Below are 19,104 nucleotides of genomic sequence, written 5' to 3' on the forward strand. Positions count from 1 at the left end.
AATTGTTTTTATGACTTTAATTTAATAGTCCATTCAAAATCCATTTCAGAAACCCGCTCCCCTTTTTCATTTGTTCCAATAGATTTTAGCCAAAAAGTTTGTCCTTCTCCAGTGGCTATTGTGTTCTGGATTGCTGTTTCTATTTGATTTTTATTTTGGCATTCAAATGTAATTCTTCCTGTAGCTTTTTTAGTAAAACTACTTTTATTATTAGCAACAAGCATTGCAATATTTCGATTACTCTTTTGGATATGAAACATCACTAAAGCTCCTGTTGATAATTCGGCAGCCATGGCTTGTACGGCAAAATAGATGGAATTAAATGGATTTTGGTTAATCCATCGGTGTTTTACTGACACTACACAGCGGTCAAAAACGATTTCTTTTACCCGAACTCCGCAAAGGAATGCCGAAGGTAATTTGAATAATAAAAAACGATTCAGTTTTGGTGCTGTAAGTATCATATCCTTGGTTTTGAACTAATATACAACATATTTTATAATTCTGCTCGAATTCAAAATAGTTAATATTTTGTTAATATTTAGTACTTTGCAATACATAATACCTGTTTTAAGATATATATTTGCATAAGAAATTACTATATACTATAAAATATGGAAACCAAAAACGAAAAAACAATAGCAGCTTTAACGCATTTAAGTGCATTATCACAGTACTTTATCCCTTTTGGGAATTTTATTTTTCCTATAATCATTTGGAGTAGTAAAAAAGACAAATCGGAATCTATTGATACAAACGGAAAGCATGTAATCAACTTTCAGCTTAGTTTATTACTTTATTCGATTGTACTTATTCTTATTGCTGTTCCTACTTTTATGACGGTAGTTTTTAGCAATATGAATTGGAATGAACTAATAAACGATCACGATTTCTTTTGGGAAGGCATTAACATGGCTGATAATATTGGTCTAATCACCTTAGGAATCGTTTCAGTATTATTAGTTATTTTATTAAAAATAGTTGAATTTTTCTTGATTATAATTGGAACTATAAATGCTTCCAATGGAAAAGAATACAAATATCCTTTAACGATTAACTTTATTAAGTAAACAAAAAAATCATGAACATTGAAAACACAAAAGCCCAGATGCGTAAAGGTGTTCTCGAGTTTTGCATCTTATCAGTCTTAAAAGAAAAAGATGCCTATACATCCGAAATATTAGAGACATTAAAAAACGCAAAATTATTAGTCGTCGAAGGCACTATTTATCCTTTACTAACACGACTAAAAAACGACGGATTACTAACTTATCGTTGGGAAGAATCCACCTCGGGACCACCAAGAAAATATTATGGTCTAACCGAAATTGGTCAAACTTTCCTGAACGAACTCAATGGCACCTGGACTGAATTATCCAATGCCGTAAACCTAATCACAAACCAAAATACAGAGTCATGAACAAAACTGTAAACATAAACCTAGGCGGTATGTTTTTTCATATAGACGAAGACGCATACCAAAAATTATCACGCTATTTTGACGCTATAAAACGTTCGCTTACCAATTCTTCTGGCCAAGACGAAATCATTAAAGACATCGAAATGAGGATTGCTGAGTTGTTAAACGAAAAACAAAAAAGCGAAAAACACGTAGTGGGTTTAAAAGACGTAGACGAAGTAATTAGCATCATGGGACAACCAGAGGATTATATTATTGAAGACGAACCTAAAACTGAAAATAAGTATCATTCTACCCCTTCTTTCAAATCAAAAAAAACTATACCGCGATGGCGAAAAAGGAATGATTGGTGGTGTAGCAGCAGGATTGAGCCACTATTTTGGGATTGATACGATATGGATTAGAATTACATTAATACTCTTCATATTTTTTGGTTTTGGAACAGGAATAATTGCCTACATCATTCTTTGGATTGTAACGCCAGAAGCCAAAACTACATCTGAAAAATTAGAAATGACCGGAGAACCCGTTACTATTTCTAATATCGAAAAAAAAGTGAGGCAAGAATTTGAAACTGTTTCTGAAAAAATTAAAAATGTTGATTACGACAAATATGGCAATCAAATTAAACGCGGAGCCAACAAAGCTGGGAATTCATTAGGTAATTTTATTCTATGTCTTTTTAAAACTATAGCTAAATTTCTTGGAATTATTTTGATCATTACGGGTCTAGTTACTTTGGTAATTTTACTAATTGGCGTTTTTACTTTGGGAACTAATACGTTTATCGATTTTCCATGGCAAGGATTTATAGAAACAGGCAATTTTACCGATTATCCTATCTGGTCTTTTGGTTTATTGATGTTTTTTGCCATTGGAATTCCATTCTTTTTCCTGACTTTATTAGGATTTAAGTTATTAGCTCCAAATACAAAATCGATTGGTGCTATTGCAAAATACACTTTATTAGCACTTTGGATTATTGCCATAGCCCTAGCAACATCTTTAGGAATACAACAAGCTTCAGCCTTTGCTAATGAAGGCAGAACTGTTAAAAAAGAAACACTAAATATTGCTTTAAATGATACTTTGCTAATTAAATTCAAACACAACGATTATTTTTCGAAAGACATTCATGATCGTTCCGAATTTAAGATTACAACAGATTCTACAAACAATGACATCATTTACTCGAATGATGTACGTTTTCGAATAAAAAAATCGAACGAAAATTATTCTTATATCCAAATCGAAAAAGAAGCCAAAGGAAAATCATTTTCGGAAGCCAGAGAAAAAGCAGAACAAATTCGCTATCAATATAAAATAAATGGAAACCAACTTGTTTTTGACAATTATTTACTGACCGATTTAAAGAATAAATTTAGAAATCAAGAAGTAGAGATTACCCTGTTTTTAACCGAAGGAACGCTTTTTAAATTAGATGATAGTGTTCATCATTACGACCGATCTGATAATGACTTTTTTAATATAGATCATGATACTGATAAACCATTGTACAAAGTAGGTTATTCTGAAGTTTCCTGCTTAAATTGTTCTGATAATACAATTATAAATCAAGACACTAACACCGAATCAGTAATTATCAACAAAGATGGAATTACAATAACAAAAGACAGTGTAAATAGTCTTCCAAGATTAAAAGTGGATAAAAATGGTATCATTATTAAAACAAATTAGTCATGCAAAAAACTAAATTCAATACATTTATTTTATTCTCTTTTATAATACTATTATTTGCTTCGTGTATCAATTATGAAAGAACCGAAACCGTAAAGACCGTAAAATCTTCAGGAAATATAACTCAAGAATCTCGGCATTTTGACGAAGATTTCAATAAAATTAATGTGAGTTGCGGGATTAATGTAGTTATTGAACAGTCTAATAATACTGAAGTTACTGTAATTACCGATGAAGACTTTCAGCAGAAAATAAAAACCAAAGTAGAAAATGGTACTTTGTATATTTCAAATACCACAAACAAAACTACTTTTTCAATATTTGGATACAAACGCACCAAAATTCATGATGCAGCTACTAAAAAAGTCATTGTTAAATTACCAATAATAAAAGAATTAGAAGCAAATTCGGCATCAAAAATTGAAAACAAAGGAATTTTAAGAGGAAACAGTATCGCGCTAAAATCATCAAGCGCAAGTGAAATAAAACTAAACTTAGAATACGAAAAAATAGATGCCGAATCCAGCAGTGCAAGTAAAATTGACCTTGAAGGAATGGCACTCGATTTCAATGCATACGCATCAAGTGCAAGTAAAATAGAGGCTGATGATTTATTAGTCAACATTGCGACAGCGGAATCTTCAAGTGCATCAAAAATTAGTATTCAACCTAGTATAAGTTTAAAAGCAAACGCCAGTAGCGCAGGAGAAATTAAATACAAAAAGATTCCTAAGCAAATTGAAAAAACAATTAATTCAGGAGGAAACATTAAGCAAGATTAACAAAAAGTCCCGTTAAAAAACCAGAAATCGCCCATTACTAATAGGCGATTTCTTTATATTTGTAGGTAATCTAAATGAAAAGGTCATCATATTTCCAATAAAACAAATAGCATTTACTATGAAAAAAATTAGTCTTATATTTTTAGTCTTTTTATCTACAACCGTTATTTTAGCTCAGAAAAAAGAAAAAATAAGTGGTTCCAAAAGTATATCCACAAAGGAAAAAAACATTGGCAATTTTAATGCTATTGAAGTCGAAGACAACTTTGAAGTTTCTTTAGAAAGAGGTGAATTTCCCGAAATAAAAATTGAAGCCGACGACAATCTTATGGACATTATCGATATTGAGGTTACCGATGGGACATTGCATCTTTCAACCTCAAAAAAAGTTCAAAAAAGAAAAGCATTAAAGGTTAAAGTAACTTACACTTCAGAGCTAAACACGGTTATATCTAGAAATGAAGTTGTAATAAAAGCCATTCAGGAAATCCAAACCGACAATCTTAGCATTAAAACTTTTGACGATTCTAAGGTGTTAATGAATGCCAATACAAAGAGTTTTGTTTTACAAGCCGATGGAAATTCAGAAGTAGAATTGAATGTAAAAACCGAAAAAATAAAAATCGAACTCTCTAAAGATGCAGAATTAAAATCTTTAATTACCACTAATGATTTAGCCTTAGATATGTATCAAAAAACAAAGGTAGAAATTGAAGGAACAGCAAATACAGCTGTCATAAGATTAGAAAACAACGCCGAACTGGAAGCATCTAAATTACAAATAAACACTATAGATTTAACTACCGAAGGACAGAGTAAAAGCAGTGTAAATGCTGTAAAAAACATCATTATTAGTGCCAATGAAAAATCAGAAATAGATTTATATGGCGAAGCAAAAATTGAAATGAATACATTTGCTGATAAAGCAAAATTATCTAAAAAATAATTTTCAATAAAACTATAATGCAAAAAAACAGGCTGTTTCAACATTATGAAACAGCCTGTTTTTTATTTTTAGCAATTGCTAATTTTTATTTCGCAGCTAAATATCTTTCAGCATCAAGAGCAGCCATACAACCTGTACCAGCAGCCGTAATAGCTTGACGGTACACGTGATCAGCAGCATCACCAGCAACAAAAACACCTTCAATATTAGTTTTAGAAGTTCCTGGAGTATTGATTATATAACCTGTTTCGTCTAAATTTAAAAAGTCTTTAAAAATATCAGTATTTGGTTTATGACCAATAGCCACAAAGAAACCAGTTGCCGGAATATCATAAGTTTCGTTATTGGTTTTATTCAAAACTTTAATAGCTTCCACTACTTGATTATCTCCTAAAACTTCAACTGTATCATGATTTAATAAAATTTCGATATTCTCCGTTTTACGCACACGCTCTTCCATGATTTTAGAAGCTCTAAATTTCTCGCTTCTTACTAACATAGTTACTTTTTTACAAAGTTTTGATAAATAATGAGCTTCTTCACAAGCGGAATCTCCTGCTCCTACAATTACCACTTCTTGATTTCTATAAAAGAATCCGTCACAAACGGCACAAGCCGAAACACCACCACCCATTTTCAAATAATGTTGTTCTGATGGTAATCCTAAATATTTAGCTGAAGCACCAGTAGAAATAATAACCGTTTCACAGTGTAATTCGATGGTATCATTAATCCAAACTTTATGGATATCATCAGAAAAATCAACTTTAGTAGCCCATCCATCACGGATGTCAGCACCAAAACGCTCTGCTTGTTTTTGCAACTGAATCATCATTTCTGGACCTGTAACTCCGTCCACATATCCTGGAAAATTTTCTACTTCGTTAGTTGTAGTCAATTGACCACCTGGTTGCATTCCTTGGTATAAAACGGGATTCATATTGGCTCTAGCCGCATAAATTGCCGCAGTATAACCAGCAGGCCCTGAACCTATAATAAGACATTTTATTTTTTCGATTGTATCAGACATAATTATGTTTTTTTGTGTGTTGCAAATGTAAACTTTATTATAAAAAATCACACTGAAAATAAATCCTAAATAACTATTCTAAAATAAGTTTTATTTATTTTACTAAATTCCTTTTGCAAAAAGAATTTATTACTATATTTGCATCCGCGTTACGGGGTGTAGCGTAGCCCGGTTATCGCGCCTGCTTTGGGAGCAGGAGGCCGCAGGTTCGAATCCTGCCACCCCGACAAAAAAAGCCGAACAAGTGTTCGGCTTTTTTTATTTTAAAATATCATTATTACTCGGCATTTCCATACATATTAGACTCTCCTCCATCAATAGCAATAGTTTGTCCACTGACATATCCATTGTCTTTGCTTATTAAAAAAGCCACTAACTTCCCAACATCTTTTGGATCACCAAGGGCTCTGGTAGGATTGTGTTTTGCATATTCTTCCTCAGCTGCTTTTGGATCTTTTGGATTAACTTGCTTAAAAGCCTCTGCTACCATTGGAGTCAATATTGCACCGGGAGCAATTGCATTGGTCAAAATACCGTCCTTTCCATATTCAATAGCAGCGTTTTTAGTCATTCCTGAAACAGCATGTTTGCTTGCAACATAAGGCATTTGATTGATTACTCCTCTAATTCCGCCTACAGAAGCTACATTTACAATACGTCCATATTTTTGTTTTTGCATCACAGGAATCACATGACGTAATCCATAATATACACCCATCAAATTGATATCAATTACTTTTTTAAAAATAGCAATATCATATTCCGTAATTGAAGCTTGTTTTCCTTCGATACCTGCATTGTTGTACAGTCCATCTATTCTACCAAATTCTTTCACTGCTGCGGCAACGTACTTTTTAACGTCTTCTTCGTTAGAAACATCTGCTTTTACAGTTATTATTTTTATTTCAGAATATTTCTTTTCTAATTGCGCTACTGCTTTATTCAAACTTTCTTCATTATAATCAACCAATACTAAATTTGCTCCTTTTTTAGCTAATTCTTCAGCAGCAGCATAGCCTAAACCCATAGCCGCTCCCGTTATAATCATTACTTCATTTTTCATAGTATGTAAATTTTAATTTGTATTCTTATAAAATTAACCATCATGAGTACTAAAAGCAGTTAATAAATTGCTAATATTTATTTAATAACTGTTATAAAAAAACAAACCAGACATCGTTTAAAACTAAACTTAAAGCCCAAAACTCTTGATTATAGAACCTAATTTCATTATTTGAAATATTTAAAATCTTAAAACAAATTAAAAAATAATGCGTTTATACGAATCTATAGTAAACATTAGCAAATGTTAACAAAATAGATTTTTAGAAACGATAATAAATTGTATTTTTACCGTTCAAAATTATACAAAATAAATGGGCAAAATCATTGCGATTGCTAATCAAAAAGGAGGCGTTGGAAAGACTACAACATCTGTAAATCTTGCTGCTTCCCTAGGTGTTTTAGAAAAAAAAGTGCTATTAATAGATGCTGATCCTCAAGCTAATGCCAGTTCAGGATTAGGTATTGATGTGGAAAGTGTAGAAATTGGTACCTACCAAATTCTAGAACACAGCAATACCCCTAAAGAGGCTATTATTCAATGCTCGGCTCCTAATGTAGATGTTATTCCTGCTCACATTGACCTTGTGGCTATCGAAATCGAATTGGTAGACAAGGAAAACAGAGAATACATGCTTAAAAAAGCTTTGCAAAGTGTAAAAGACGATTATGATTATATCATTATCGACTGTGCTCCTTCTCTGGGTTTATTAACACTAAACGCTTTAACAGCTGCCGATTCTGTGGTTATTCCTATTCAATGTGAATATTTTGCACTGGAAGGTCTTGGAAAATTATTGAATACGATAAAAAGCATTCAAAAAATCCACAATCCTGATTTAGACATCGAAGGTTTATTATTGACGATGTACGATTCTAGATTGCGTTTATCTAACCAAGTGGTGGAAGAAGTACAAAAACATTTTAACGATATGGTTTTTGAAACTATTATCCAGAGAAATGTGAAGCTAAGTGAAGCACCGAGTTTTGGCGAAAGCATCATCAATTATGACGCTACGAGTAAAGGTGCAACGAATTATTTACATCTTGCTCAAGAAATTATAAAGAAAAACATCCAATAGTTTTATGACAAAAGCAATAAAAAAACAAGCCTTAGGAAGAGGTTTATCTGCTTTATTAAAAGATCCAGATAACGACATCAAATCGGTAGAGGATAAAAATGCAGACAAGGTTGTTGGAAATATTATTGAGCTTGAAATTGAAGCTATTGAAATCAATCCGTTTCAACCCAGAAGCAATTTTAACGAGGAATCTTTAAAAGAATTAGCTACTTCTATCAAAGAATTGGGAGTAATTCAACCTATTACTGTTCGAAAATTAGACTTTAATAAATACCAGTTAATTTCTGGAGAGCGTCGTTTGCGTGCTTCAAAATTAATAGGATTAGCAACTGTTCCTGCTTACATCAGGATTGCGAATGACAATGAATCGCTAGTAATGGCTTTGGTTGAAAACATTCAACGTCATGACTTAGATCCTATCGAGATCGCACTTTCGTACCAACGTTTGATGGATGAAATCCAACTAACTCAAGAACAAATGAGCGAGCGTGTAGGTAAAAAACGTTCTACAATTGCTAACTATTTACGCCTCCTAAAACTAGACCCGATTATCCAAACTGGAATTCGCGACGGTTTTATCAGTATGGGACACGGTAGAGCTATCATTAATATCGAAGATTTAGACGCTCAAACTGATATTTATCAAAAAATTGTAAGTCAAAATCTTTCTGTTCGCGATACCGAAGCTTTGGTAAAAAATTACCACGAAAGTTTAAAACCAAAGCCAGCAGCAAAAGCTAAAACGGCTTCTTTTGATATTGACGAAAGCCAGAAAAAGATTTTCAATAATTATTTCGGAAACTTAGTCGACATTAAAATTGCTACTAATGGAAAAGGTAAAATTACCATTCCATTTAGATCTGAGGAAGATTTCAATCGAATTATGGAACTAATTAAGGGATAGTGAACAAAATTATTTCCATAGCACTATTTCTTTTTATCTTAAGCACTACCGTTGTATTGGCACAAAAAAAAGCCGAAGCAGAAGTAGCTGCTAAAGACACTTTAAAGTCTATAGATATTGACCCACTAACGCCAGCAAAAGCAGCCTTTTATTCGGCAGTTATTCCTGGTTTAGGTCAGGCTTACAATAAAAAATATTGGAAAATTCCTTTGGTATATGGTGCCATAGGAACTAGTTTGTATTTTTATATTGACAGTAATAAAAAATACCATGAATTTAGAGATGCTTACAAACGAAGATTAGAGGGATATACAGATGATGAATTTTCATTTTTAGACGATAGCCGATTAATTGCGGGACAAAAATTCTACCAGCGTAATCGTGATTTATCCTCTTTATTTGTTGTAGGTTTTTATGTTTTAAATATTATTGATGCCAATGTGGATGCGGCTTTAATGCAGTTTAATGTAGACGACCGATTATCTGTAAAACCAACAATTTACCAAAACAATCTTAATTATAAAACTAACGTAGGGCTAAGCCTTAGTTATAACTTTTAATCGAATACAAAAGAATTGACAAATTCAATACTTTTTAATTTAAATAATACACAAATGAAAATTGCGCTTTTAGGATACGGAAAAATGGGTCAGGTAATTGAAAGAATTGCTTTAGAAAGAGGTCACGAAATTGTTTTGAAAAAGGACGAATTCAACACCTACGACGGACTTTCAAATGCTGATGTCGCTATTGATTTTAGTGTTCCTACAGCAGCCGTTGATAATATTTCTGCTAGTTTTAATAACAATGTTCCTGTAGTTTCGGGAACAACGGGTTGGTTAGACCGCTATGACGAAATGATTGCTTTGTGCAAAGAAAAAAATGGTGGTTTTATTTCGAGTTCTAACTTTAGTTTAGGAGTGAATCTGTTTTTTGGTCTAAACGAATATTTAGCTAAAATGATGGCTAACATCGATGGTTACAAAGTCACTATGGAAGAAATTCACCATATCCATAAACTAGATGCTCCAAGTGGAACAGCAATTTCATTAGCTCAAGGAGTTATCGAAAACAGCAAATACAGCAACTGGACTCTTGAAAATGCGACAGAAAATGATATTCATATCGAAGCGGTTCGTACTGGTGAAGTTCCAGGAACACATACTGTAACTTATGATTCGGGTATTGACAGCATCGAAATCAAACATACTGCTCACAATCGTGAAGGATTTGCTTTAGGCGCTGTAATTGCTGCCGAATGGTTAGCAGGAAAACAAGGCATCTTTAGTATGAGAGATGTGCTTAATATTCAATAATCAAACCAAAATTAACTTTAATTAAAGAGAACTATGACACTATATCAATGGTTTGTATTCTTCCTTTTTATTCAAATTGTTCATTTTTCAGGAACATGGAAACTATATGAAGCGGCAGGAAGAAATAAATGGGAAGCGGCAATACCTGTATATAATGCTATTGTCCTGATGAAAATTATTAGTCGACCTACTTGGTGGACTTTATTGCTTTTTATCCCAATTATCAACTTGATTATGTTTCCAGTAATCTGGGTAGAAACCTTAAGAACTTTTGGAAAACGCAGTCAACTAGATACTATTTTAGGAATTGTAACTTTTGGATTGTACATCTATTACGTTAATTACACTCAAAAACTAGAGTATACTAAAGAAAGAAACTTAGATCCAAAAAACAAAACGGGAGATACAATAAGTTCTTTATTGTTTGCCATTATTGTAGCGACATTAGTGCATACCTATTTTGTACAACCTTACACTATTCCAACTTCTTCATTAGAAAAATCATTATTAATAGGCGATTTTCTATTTGTAAGTAAAGTAAATTATGGCGCAAGAGTTCCCATGACAACCGTAGCTTTACCTATGGTTCATGACTCTATTCCAATGACTAAAAGAAAATCATACTTAAGTTGGCCGCTATTGCCTTATTTAAGATTACCTGGAATTGAAGACGAAATAAAACGCACAGACATCGTAGTTTTTAACTGGCCTGTTGATACCGTACACTACTTTTTTGAAGCTAAAGGAAAACCAGGTGTAATCAAGCCTATTGACAAAAAATCAAATTATGTAAAACGTTGTTTAGGTATTCCTGGAGACAGTTTAGCTATAAAAGACGGAATTGTATTTATCAATGGAAAGGAACTTATTCTACCTGAAAGAGCAAAACCTCAATACGAACACACTATTTACTCAGTAAAAGGAGTGTCGAATGAATTATTAAAGGCAGCAGGTTCTACGGAATTCTCAAGAACGTACATCATAAAACCGAATAACGATGCTCAATTAGAAGCTATCAGACCTTATATTACCTACGCTGATCAAAATCAAGATGGTACATATACAATACGAACAGGATTTAACGGTATCCCTGCTAATGTTATTGAGAAAACTGGATTATACGCACAAGAGCAATATCTTGCTGAAACATCAGCAAATCTAACATTAAAAGGTGCAGAAGAATTAAGAAAAAACAAATCAATAGATTCAATTGTTAGATATATAGATAAACAAAAAGGAGGTAGTTCTATTTTTCCTCACAATGGACTATGGACTATGGATGAATATGGCCCAATCTTAATTCCTAAAGCTGGCGAAACAGTACAATTAGATAGTAAAAACATATCCTTATATGAAAGGATAATCAATACTTATGAAAAAAACAAATTAGAAATAAACGGTAATGAAATTAAAATCAACGGCGAGATAACTAATAATTATACTTTTAAACAAAATTACTACTGGATGATGGGGGACAATCGTCATCATTCTGAAGACAGTCGTTATTGGGGTTATGTTCCAGAAGATCATATTGTGGGGAAACCTGTGTTTATCTGGATGAGTTGGGATACTAATGGGAAAGGATTGAACAAAGTGCGTTGGGATAGAGTGTTTACAACTGTAAGTGGCGAAGGTCAGCCGCAATCTTATTTCAAAATTTTCTTGATTTTATTGGCAGCGTTTTTCGTTGGTGAGTATTTTTGGAAAAAAAGAAAAGAGAAAAATAATATTTAATTAGGTATTTAGCATACCTATAAAATTCTTTTATTTTGCCACAGATTACAAAGATTAATACAGATCAATCTGTTAAATCCGTGTAATCTGTGGCAAAAATATTAAAAAGCAATAGCTACTAAAGTTTTATAGTTTCAACTATTTTAGAAACCAGCACCAAAATGAAAACCTTATTACACCCTTCTTATTTCCCATCGATTAGCCATTTTGTTGCGTTATTGCAAGCAGAAACTATCGTATTTGAAATGGAAGACAATTTCCAAAAGCAAACCAATAGAAACCGTACTTATATCTATAGTCCAAACGGAATTCAACTCTTAAATATTCCAATAAAACATTCAAAAACAAGCCATCAAAAAACTAAGGACATTCAAATAGAAAATGATTTTGACTGGCAGAAACAACATTTTAAATCTCTGGAAGCAGCTTACAGAAGTTCTCCTTTCTTTGAATTCTTCGAAGATGATTTTATTCCTTTTTTCGAAAAAAAGCATCAATTTTTAATGGATTTGAATTTTGAAGCATTAGAAATCATATCTAAATGCATGCGTACAAAATTCAATTTCGAAACTACATCGGAATATTTCCATGAAGTAGATCCGAATGCTGTTTTAGATTATCGTTTTTTGGTAAACGGGAAAAAAGACCCTTCACAATTTGAGCCTTACACTCAGGTTTTTGATGACAAACATGGTTTTATCAACAACTTAAGCATTCTGGATTTACTTTTTAATGAAGGAAAATTTACGGTTGATTATTTAAAATCGCAGCAATTAGTATAGTCTTTTTTTGAGGAATTTAGAATTTTCATCCCGAAGCTTCGGAATTGGAATTTGGAGTTTAAAAATTGGAATTTCTCATGTTATTCCAACGAAAGTTTTGCCATAATTGGATAATGATCTGAATTATCAAATTCTGGAAAAGTTTCAAACTTTTTAACCATCATCAGTTTATCGGCAAAAATGTAGTCAATTCGGGCTGGATAATATTTAAATCGGTAGGTTTGTCCAAAACCTTGTCCAGCTTCTTCAAAAGCATCTTTTGAACTCCCTTTGATAATGCGATACACATAAGAAAAAGCACTGTTATTCATATCTCCGCAAATAATTACAGGATATTTGCATTCTTTGATATTCTCGTTTAAAATCTCCGCTTGCTGCTGTTGTTGCTTAAAAGCTTTACTTATTCGAATAAACATCATTTGCGATTTTTCTTTGTTAATCACATCAATATTTTCAGAAATCTCATTTACATCTGGCGAAATTTTTATGGATTGCAAATGCATGTTATACACTCTAATAATATCCTTCCCTTTCTTAATATCAGCAAAAACGACATTGCTATCCGAATTAGGAAAAACAATTTTACCTTGTTCTATAATCGGAAATTTAGAAAAAATAGCTTGTCCTGTTTTTATCTGTTTTCCATCGATAAAAATAGTACGATGCGGAAACACTTTTAAGTCAATGTGAGCCGAACTAGAATATTCCTGAACACATAAAATATCTGGATTTTTATCATTGATAAACTCCAAAATTGACTCTGGAATATCTGATTTGTCCTGCCATTTAAACAAATTAAACAAGCGAACATTGTAGCTCATTACCACAAAGTCTTTATCACTTTCAGGATATTCTTTAGTCGAAAACTTGTAAAATTTATTGATAAAAGTAATCCCCATTAAAAGAACCAAGCCAGACAACATCATTCTTTTTTTAAATTGGATGGCCCAAAACACAAAAAAAAGACTGTTTAAAATAAAAAACAAAGGCATAACCAAAGTCAGAACCGACAATAAAGGAAAAATCTTAGGTGCCAAAAAAGGCAACACATAAGCGATAAAAGTGACGACTATGAGAATAATGTTTAAGAAAAACATTCCTCTATTGAACCACGAAAGATTTTTCATTTTATTTTATTTATGCTAAAGTAAAACTAGAAAACTTTAAACAATTATTTTCCTGATTTGAATAAAAAATCTTTTTCCTCTTTTGTTAAACTATCATAACCCGATTGACTGATTTTATCTAAAATTTCATCAATTTGCTGTTGCGCTTTATCCTTTGTTACGATTCTGGAAGACGTTCTCTTTTCAACTGGTTTTGAATAATTTCTATGTACTTTTTTAAAGGGTGTTGATGGCGATTTTCTAAAACTATTGGCAAAAAAATTAATGATTTTAGTAATAGCAATACTCATATCAGTGCCATTTTGCAATGCCTTTATGTAGAAAAACCCAAAAAAAGCACCTGCCAAATGCGAAATGTGCCCACCCATATTACCTAAACGAAGTTGTACCAAATCTAGTATAAGCAACACTGCAGTTATATGCCACAACTTCACATTTCCTATTAATAACAAACGCACTTGCATTAAAGGTTGATAAGCCGTAACAGCAACTAAAACTGCCATAATTGCTCCTGAAGCTCCAACAATAGCCGAATTGATATTTAGAAAATAATAACTAGCAACAAATACAGCTCCTGCAAAAATCCCGCCCAAAACATACAATCCAAAAAGTTGTTTTTGAGTAAAAAAAGTTAAAAACAATTGGCTGGAAAAATTAAGAACCAGCAAATTGAAAAGAATATGAAAAAAGTCAAAATGGAAGAAAGAATAACTAATTATTGACCAGGGTTTCCATAAAAAGTCGGTTGGATTAGACGACAGGCTAACATATTGCAACAAATTCACATTTACACTAAACAACCCAAGTAGACCTGGAAGAACAAAGGAAATCAAAAAGAAAGCAATATTCCAATAGATCAATCTTTGAGCTACTCCTCCTTGTTTGTATTGTAATTTTAAGTCGTCTAAAATATTCATTTAGCTTATTTTCTTAGGTTGATTCTTTTTCTACAATTAATTCCAACGGTTGTCATTAAACTGGTTTTTCTTCCAATACCACATAATCAGGAAACCAAATAAAGCACCGCCTACGTGAGCAAAATGAGCAATTCCGCTTGATCCCCCAAAAATGGACTGTCCTGAAACTCCTAAATATAAATCTATCAAAACTAATCCAGGCACAAAATATTTTGCCTTTATTGGCACTGGAATAAACATTAAAGCCAACTCTGCATTAGGAAACATAAATGCAAAAGCAACTACAACTCCATATATCGCTCCCGAAGCGCCAACAACTTTTCCTGCAAAAGCGCTAATAAAATTTTGATATTCTGATGGTGTCAAAATAGCTTGCCATTGCGTATTAATTTTACCTTCATTCAATAATTGTAAAATCTCTGATTTTCGAAAACCATTTTCCCCTAAAATACTTACAGCATCATTAAAATAATAATAGTTAATTCCGGTATGCAATAAAGCCGCTCCTAAACCACAAGAAATGTAGAAAAAAAGGAACTTTTTTCCTCCCCAAAAATGTTCTAATGCCGAACCAAACGAATACAAAGCAAACATATTAAAGAAAATATGCATAAATCCGCCATGCATAAACATGTGAGAAATAATTTGCCAACCATGAAAGGCTTGGTTCTCTGGAAAATACATGGCTAACATTTGGTAAGCTGGATCACCCACAGCTAATGTTCCAATAAAGAAAAGAACATTAATTATCAATAATTGCTTTACCGTTTCGGTTACATTCATCATAGTGCAAATTTTTTATCTATATCTTCCACACGCATCGTGATGAAAGTTGGTTTTTGAAAAGGAGAAACGTTAGGATCTTTGCAGGCAAAAAGTCCGTTTACTAAATTTTCCTGTTCTTTTATTGTTAAACTTATTCCTGTTTTTACAGCCAAACTTTTTGCCATCGATTTAGCAATGGTATCATTTTGACTAAAACTATTCTCTGGGATTCCATCATGCAAATCACTCAATAACTGTTCTAAAACCATCGAAATTTCGCTTTCGGTAACATTCACTGGAATTCCTGAAATCACTACATGATCATCATTAGTTTCTTCGAAAACAAATCCTGTATTGACAAGAGAAAGTTTCAATTCGTCAATTAATTCCATTTCGCTAGACGAAAAATATAAATTCAACGGAAACAACAATTGTTGGCTCGATGCCTGATGTACCGTCATATTCGTCAAAAATTGTTCGTACAAAACCCGCTGATGCGCACGTTGCTGATCCACAATAACCATTCCTGATTTAATAGGCGAAACAATATATTTTTTATGAATTTGATAGACATTCTGAACCACATGTTCTACTTCTTCGTCATTAAATAATGAACCCGTAACTTCTTCGCTTTCAAATGAAAATTCGGTGCTTTCTGTTGTAAAATCAGCTTCTTGTTTTAAACCCACATACAAACTCTCCCAGTTAGCCGTAGCAGCTGGTTTCTTATAACTCGATCCTGAACTTGCTCCAGCATAATGTTTGTTGACTTTATCATCCGAAAATGGATTAAAAGTACTATCGACCTGAATGGTCGGAACTGCTCCTTCCAAATCTTTATAATGGTAAGGTGTATCCAAATTAGAATCTCTTTCAAAATCTAAAACGGGTGCCACATTAAACTGTCCTAAACTGTGTTTTATGGATGCTCTTAAAATAGCATACAACGCACTTTCGTCATCAAACTTGATTTCAGTTTTGGTCGGATGAATATTAATATCGATAGAATTAGGTGGAACCGATAAATACAAGAAATAACTCGGTTGCGCTCCATCTTTTAAAATTCCGTCATAAGCAGCCATCACCGCATGATGCAAATAGCCACTTTTTATAAATCGGTCATTGACAAAGAAAAACTGTTCGCCTCTATTTTTTTTAGCAAATTCAGGTTTGCTAACAAATCCCTGAATGGTTACAATTTCGGTTTCTTCCTGAACGGGAACCAATTTTTCATTGGTTTTCCCCGAAAAAACATTCACCACACGCTGTCTTAATGTCGAACTGGGTAAATTGAACATTTCGCTGCCATTGTGGTAAAAAGTAAAATGAATATTGGCATGCGCCAAAGCCACACGTTGAAATTCATCAACAATATGCCGGTATTCCACAGTGTCCGATTTCAGGAAATTACGTCGGGCGGGGATATTAAAAAACAAATTTTTAACAGCAAACGAAGTTCCTTTAGGCAACACGGCTGATTCCTGGGAAACAAACTTACTTCCTTCAATAACAATTTGCGTTCCTAATTCTTCTTGATCTTGCTTGGTTTTCATTTCCACATGAGCAATCGCAGCAATAGAAGCCAAAGCTTCTCCACGGAAACCTTTTGTATGCAATGTAAACAAATCTTCGGCATGACGGATTTTGGAAGTCGCGTGACGCTCAAAACACAAACGTGCATCGGTAACATTCATCCCTTTTCCATTGTCAATCACCTGGACTAATGATTTTCCGGCATCTTTTATAATCAATTTAATATCCGTTGCATTAGCGTCGACTGCATTTTCAAGTAATTCTTTGACTACCGAAGCAGGTCTTTGAACCACTTCTCCAGCAGCAATTTGGTTAGCAACATGATCAGGAAGTAATTGGATTATACTCGACATTTTTTTAGGATTCAGTTTTCAGTAATTAGTACTCAGAAAATAACCAAGCCCAGCAAATTTAATAAATTTCTAGCGTCTTTTAGGTTATCTTAAGTCATAAATAAAACAAAAAACCTATACTATTTGGTTAGAATAGTATAGGTTTCATTTTGAATTATTTAGTTTTTATTCTTTTAATTCTAAAGGTGTTCCTTCATCTAACTGTAATGCTCCTGAAGTCAACAAATTCTGACTTGGATATTCATGCGTTAATGAAGCCTGCTGACGAATGTAAGCCATTTTTATAGCTGCAATAGCTGCTTCAGTTCCTTTATTCCCGTGAATTCCCCCGCTTCTATCAATGGATTGCTGCATCGTATTATCGGTCAGGACACAAAAAATTACCGGAATATCCGTTTGTACATTCAAATCTTTGATTCCTTGCGTTACGCCTTCACAAACAAAATCAAAATGCTTAGTTTGTCCCTGAATTACACATCCAATTACAATAACAGCATCTACTTTTTGAGTTTGCAACATCTTTTTTGCACCATAAATTAACTCAAAACTACCTGGAACATTCCATCGAATAATATTTTGAGCAGGCACTTCATTGTCTAAAAAAGCATCTTCTGCTCCTTTGTATAAACCTTCTGTGATGTTATCGTTCCATTCTGAAACTACAACTCCAAAACGAAAATCTTTCGCACTTGGAAGTGTGCTCTTATCGTAAACTGATAAATTTTTATTAATCGTTGCCATATTAAATTTAATTTTTTTAGACCTTCAATTTATAAATAAAAATTGGTGATTACAAGTATTAATTCCTTGCAATCACCAATTTTTAAATGCGATTTTATGTTATTGAGATAAACCAATCAAGCCTTCTACAGAAGCTGCTTCTGGTGAATTTTCATATTTCTCTTTAATATCTGTAAAATATTTCAAAGCATCTTCTTTTTGACCTAAAGCAAAAGCTGTTTTTCCAGCTTTCAACAAGAAACGTGGCGTTGTAAAATCATTTTTATTAGATTCTGCTGCTTTTACATAATTTTCTAAAGCTTCTTTTGGTTGCTTGTTTTCAGAATAAGCATCTCCAATAGCTCCTTTTGCCAAAGCACTCAAAACAATATCATCCGATTTGAATTTGCTCAAATAATCAATTGCTTCCGTATATTTTCCAGTATTCAAATAAGCAACACCAGCATAATAATTAGCTAAGTTTCCTGCTGAAGTTCCTGAATATTCGTCAGCTATTTTAACGAATCCAAATTTCCCTTCAGAACCATTTAATGACAATTTGTATAATGAATCACTTGCTACACCATTACTGGCTTGTTCAAAATTTTGTTGTGCAACAAACATTTCACTAGCTGCTTCTTCTTCTTTAGGACCAGCAACAAATTTTTCATAAGCTACATAACCTACAGTAAACAAAGCAATAGCTCCTACTATACCAATAATGATTTTTTGATTTTTAGCAACCCAGTCTTCCGTTTTTGATGCAGTTTCGTCTAATTTAGAAAAAACCTCAGCAGTTGTACTGTTTTTTTCATCAATTACTACTTGTTCTTCTACAGCTTCTTTTACTTCTTTCTCTTTTGGTGCTTTATATCCTCTTTTATTGTACGTAGCCATTTAAAAATAATTTAGTGAACCGCAAAAATAAAATTT

21 protein-coding genes and 1 tRNA gene are annotated in these 19,104 nt (G+C 32.9%); 13 read left to right on the forward strand and 9 right to left on the reverse strand.

Annotated features, from left to right (window positions below):
- Positions 1-8 precede the first annotated feature (8 nt).
- Positions 9-464, reverse strand: a complete 456-nt coding sequence (locus AAGV33_RS13145; RefSeq protein ID WP_373392505.1) for a DUF4442 domain-containing protein — start codon at positions 462-464, stop codon at positions 9-11.
- A gap of 150 nt (positions 465-614) precedes the next feature.
- On the opposite strand from AAGV33_RS13145, the gene AAGV33_RS13150 reads away from it, so the two are divergent.
- The 6 genes from AAGV33_RS13150 to AAGV33_RS13175 all read left to right on the forward strand — a co-directional run bounded on the left by AAGV33_RS13150 (position 615) and on the right by AAGV33_RS13175 (position 4,846).
- The gene (locus tag AAGV33_RS13150; protein ID WP_373392507.1) at positions 615-1,070 is read left to right on the forward strand and encodes a DUF4870 domain-containing protein; all 456 of its coding nucleotides are present in this window, start codon (positions 615-617) and stop codon (positions 1,068-1,070) included.
- A gap of 11 nt (positions 1,071-1,081) precedes the next feature.
- Positions 1,082-1,420, forward strand: a complete 339-nt coding sequence (locus AAGV33_RS13155; RefSeq protein WP_373392508.1) for a PadR family transcriptional regulator — start codon at positions 1,082-1,084, stop codon at positions 1,418-1,420.
- A complete protein-coding gene (locus AAGV33_RS13160; RefSeq protein ID WP_373392509.1) occupies positions 1,417-1,809 on the forward strand; it encodes a hypothetical protein in 393 nt (130 codons plus the stop codon). The genes AAGV33_RS13155 and AAGV33_RS13160 overlap by 4 nt, the downstream gene beginning before the upstream one ends.
- Positions 1,763-3,118, forward strand: coding sequence for a PspC domain-containing protein (locus tag AAGV33_RS13165; protein WP_373392511.1), 1,356 nt, complete (start codon positions 1,763-1,765; stop codon positions 3,116-3,118). The genes AAGV33_RS13160 and AAGV33_RS13165 overlap by 47 nt, the downstream gene beginning before the upstream one ends.
- 2 nt (positions 3,119-3,120) lie before the next feature.
- Positions 3,121-3,900 (forward strand): head GIN domain-containing protein, encoded by a 780-nt coding sequence (locus AAGV33_RS13170; protein WP_373392512.1) that lies wholly within the window; start codon positions 3,121-3,123, stop codon positions 3,898-3,900.
- A 118-nt stretch (positions 3,901-4,018) separates the two neighbouring features.
- On the forward strand, positions 4,019-4,846 hold the full coding sequence (locus AAGV33_RS13175; protein ID WP_373392514.1) for a GIN domain-containing protein: 828 nt from the start codon (positions 4,019-4,021) through the stop codon (positions 4,844-4,846).
- 85 nt (positions 4,847-4,931) lie between these two features.
- Here AAGV33_RS13175 and trxB read toward each other — a convergent pair whose 3' ends face one another.
- Positions 4,932-5,876 (reverse strand): thioredoxin-disulfide reductase, encoded by a 945-nt coding sequence (trxB, locus tag AAGV33_RS13180; protein WP_373392515.1) that lies wholly within the window; start codon positions 5,874-5,876, stop codon positions 4,932-4,934.
- Between the two features lie 152 nt (positions 5,877-6,028).
- Between trxB and AAGV33_RS13185 the strand changes: the two genes are divergently transcribed.
- Positions 6,029-6,103 (forward strand) — tRNA-Pro (locus AAGV33_RS13185).
- 50 nt (positions 6,104-6,153) lie between these two features.
- Here AAGV33_RS13185 and AAGV33_RS13190 read toward each other — a convergent pair.
- A complete protein-coding gene (locus AAGV33_RS13190) occupies positions 6,154-6,939 on the reverse strand; it encodes an SDR family oxidoreductase (protein WP_373392516.1) in 786 nt (261 codons plus the stop codon).
- A 313-nt stretch (positions 6,940-7,252) separates the two neighbouring features.
- Here AAGV33_RS13190 and AAGV33_RS13195 point away from each other — a divergent pair, with 313 nt between their 5' ends.
- The 6 genes from AAGV33_RS13195 (at position 7,253) to AAGV33_RS13220 (ending at position 12,756) form a co-directional block, all read left to right on the forward strand.
- Positions 7,253-8,020, forward strand: a complete 768-nt coding sequence (locus AAGV33_RS13195) for a ParA family protein (protein WP_373392518.1) — start codon at positions 7,253-7,255, stop codon at positions 8,018-8,020.
- A 4-nt stretch (positions 8,021-8,024) separates the two neighbouring features.
- Entirely contained in the window at positions 8,025-8,924 is a 900-nt protein-coding gene (locus AAGV33_RS13200; protein ID WP_373392520.1) for a ParB/RepB/Spo0J family partition protein, read from the forward strand.
- Positions 8,924-9,484, forward strand: a complete 561-nt coding sequence (locus AAGV33_RS13205) for a DUF5683 domain-containing protein (protein ID WP_373392521.1) — start codon at positions 8,924-8,926, stop codon at positions 9,482-9,484. The genes AAGV33_RS13200 and AAGV33_RS13205 overlap by 1 nt, the downstream gene beginning before the upstream one ends.
- A gap of 54 nt (positions 9,485-9,538) precedes the next feature.
- Positions 9,539-10,240, forward strand: a complete 702-nt coding sequence (dapB, locus tag AAGV33_RS13210; protein ID WP_373392522.1) for a 4-hydroxy-tetrahydrodipicolinate reductase — start codon at positions 9,539-9,541, stop codon at positions 10,238-10,240.
- A gap of 33 nt (positions 10,241-10,273) precedes the next feature.
- Positions 10,274-11,974, forward strand: coding sequence for a signal peptidase I (gene lepB, locus AAGV33_RS13215; RefSeq protein WP_373392524.1), 1,701 nt, complete (start codon positions 10,274-10,276; stop codon positions 11,972-11,974).
- 161 nt (positions 11,975-12,135) lie between these two features.
- Positions 12,136-12,756, forward strand: a complete 621-nt coding sequence (locus tag AAGV33_RS13220) for a WbqC family protein (RefSeq protein ID WP_373392526.1) — start codon at positions 12,136-12,138, stop codon at positions 12,754-12,756.
- A gap of 80 nt (positions 12,757-12,836) precedes the next feature.
- Here AAGV33_RS13220 and AAGV33_RS13225 read toward each other — a convergent pair whose 3' ends face one another.
- The 6 genes from AAGV33_RS13225 to AAGV33_RS13250 form a co-directional block, all read right to left on the reverse strand.
- Positions 12,837-13,883, reverse strand: a complete 1,047-nt coding sequence (locus tag AAGV33_RS13225; RefSeq protein WP_373392528.1) for an endonuclease/exonuclease/phosphatase family protein — start codon at positions 13,881-13,883, stop codon at positions 12,837-12,839.
- A 44-nt stretch (positions 13,884-13,927) separates the two neighbouring features.
- Entirely contained in the window at positions 13,928-14,800 is an 873-nt protein-coding gene (locus tag AAGV33_RS13230; protein WP_373392529.1) for a rhomboid family intramembrane serine protease, read from the reverse strand.
- 36 nt (positions 14,801-14,836) lie between these two features.
- Positions 14,837-15,586 carry a rhomboid family intramembrane serine protease gene (locus AAGV33_RS13235; protein WP_373392531.1) on the reverse strand — a complete coding sequence of 250 codons (750 nt, stop codon included), beginning with the start codon at positions 15,584-15,586 and terminating at the stop codon, positions 14,837-14,839.
- Complete coding sequence (gene mutL / locus AAGV33_RS13240) at positions 15,583-17,451, reverse strand: DNA mismatch repair endonuclease MutL (protein ID WP_373392532.1); 1,869 nt, start codon at positions 17,449-17,451, stop codon at positions 15,583-15,585. Before mutL ends, AAGV33_RS13235 begins: the two co-directional genes overlap by 4 nt.
- 165 nt (positions 17,452-17,616) lie before the next feature.
- Positions 17,617-18,192, reverse strand: coding sequence for a 6,7-dimethyl-8-ribityllumazine synthase (gene ribH / locus AAGV33_RS13245; RefSeq protein ID WP_373392534.1), 576 nt, complete (start codon positions 18,190-18,192; stop codon positions 17,617-17,619).
- Positions 18,193-18,291: 99 nt separating this feature from the next.
- The gene (locus AAGV33_RS13250; RefSeq protein ID WP_373392535.1) at positions 18,292-19,068 is read right to left on the reverse strand and encodes a tetratricopeptide repeat protein; all 777 of its coding nucleotides are present in this window, start codon (positions 19,066-19,068) and stop codon (positions 18,292-18,294) included.
- Positions 19,069-19,104 lie beyond the last annotated feature (36 nt).

The sequence above is a fragment of the Flavobacterium magnesitis genome, from assembly GCF_041729735.1.
In the GTDB taxonomy this organism is placed as follows: Bacteria; Bacteroidota; Bacteroidia; order Flavobacteriales; family Flavobacteriaceae; genus Flavobacterium; species Flavobacterium magnesitis.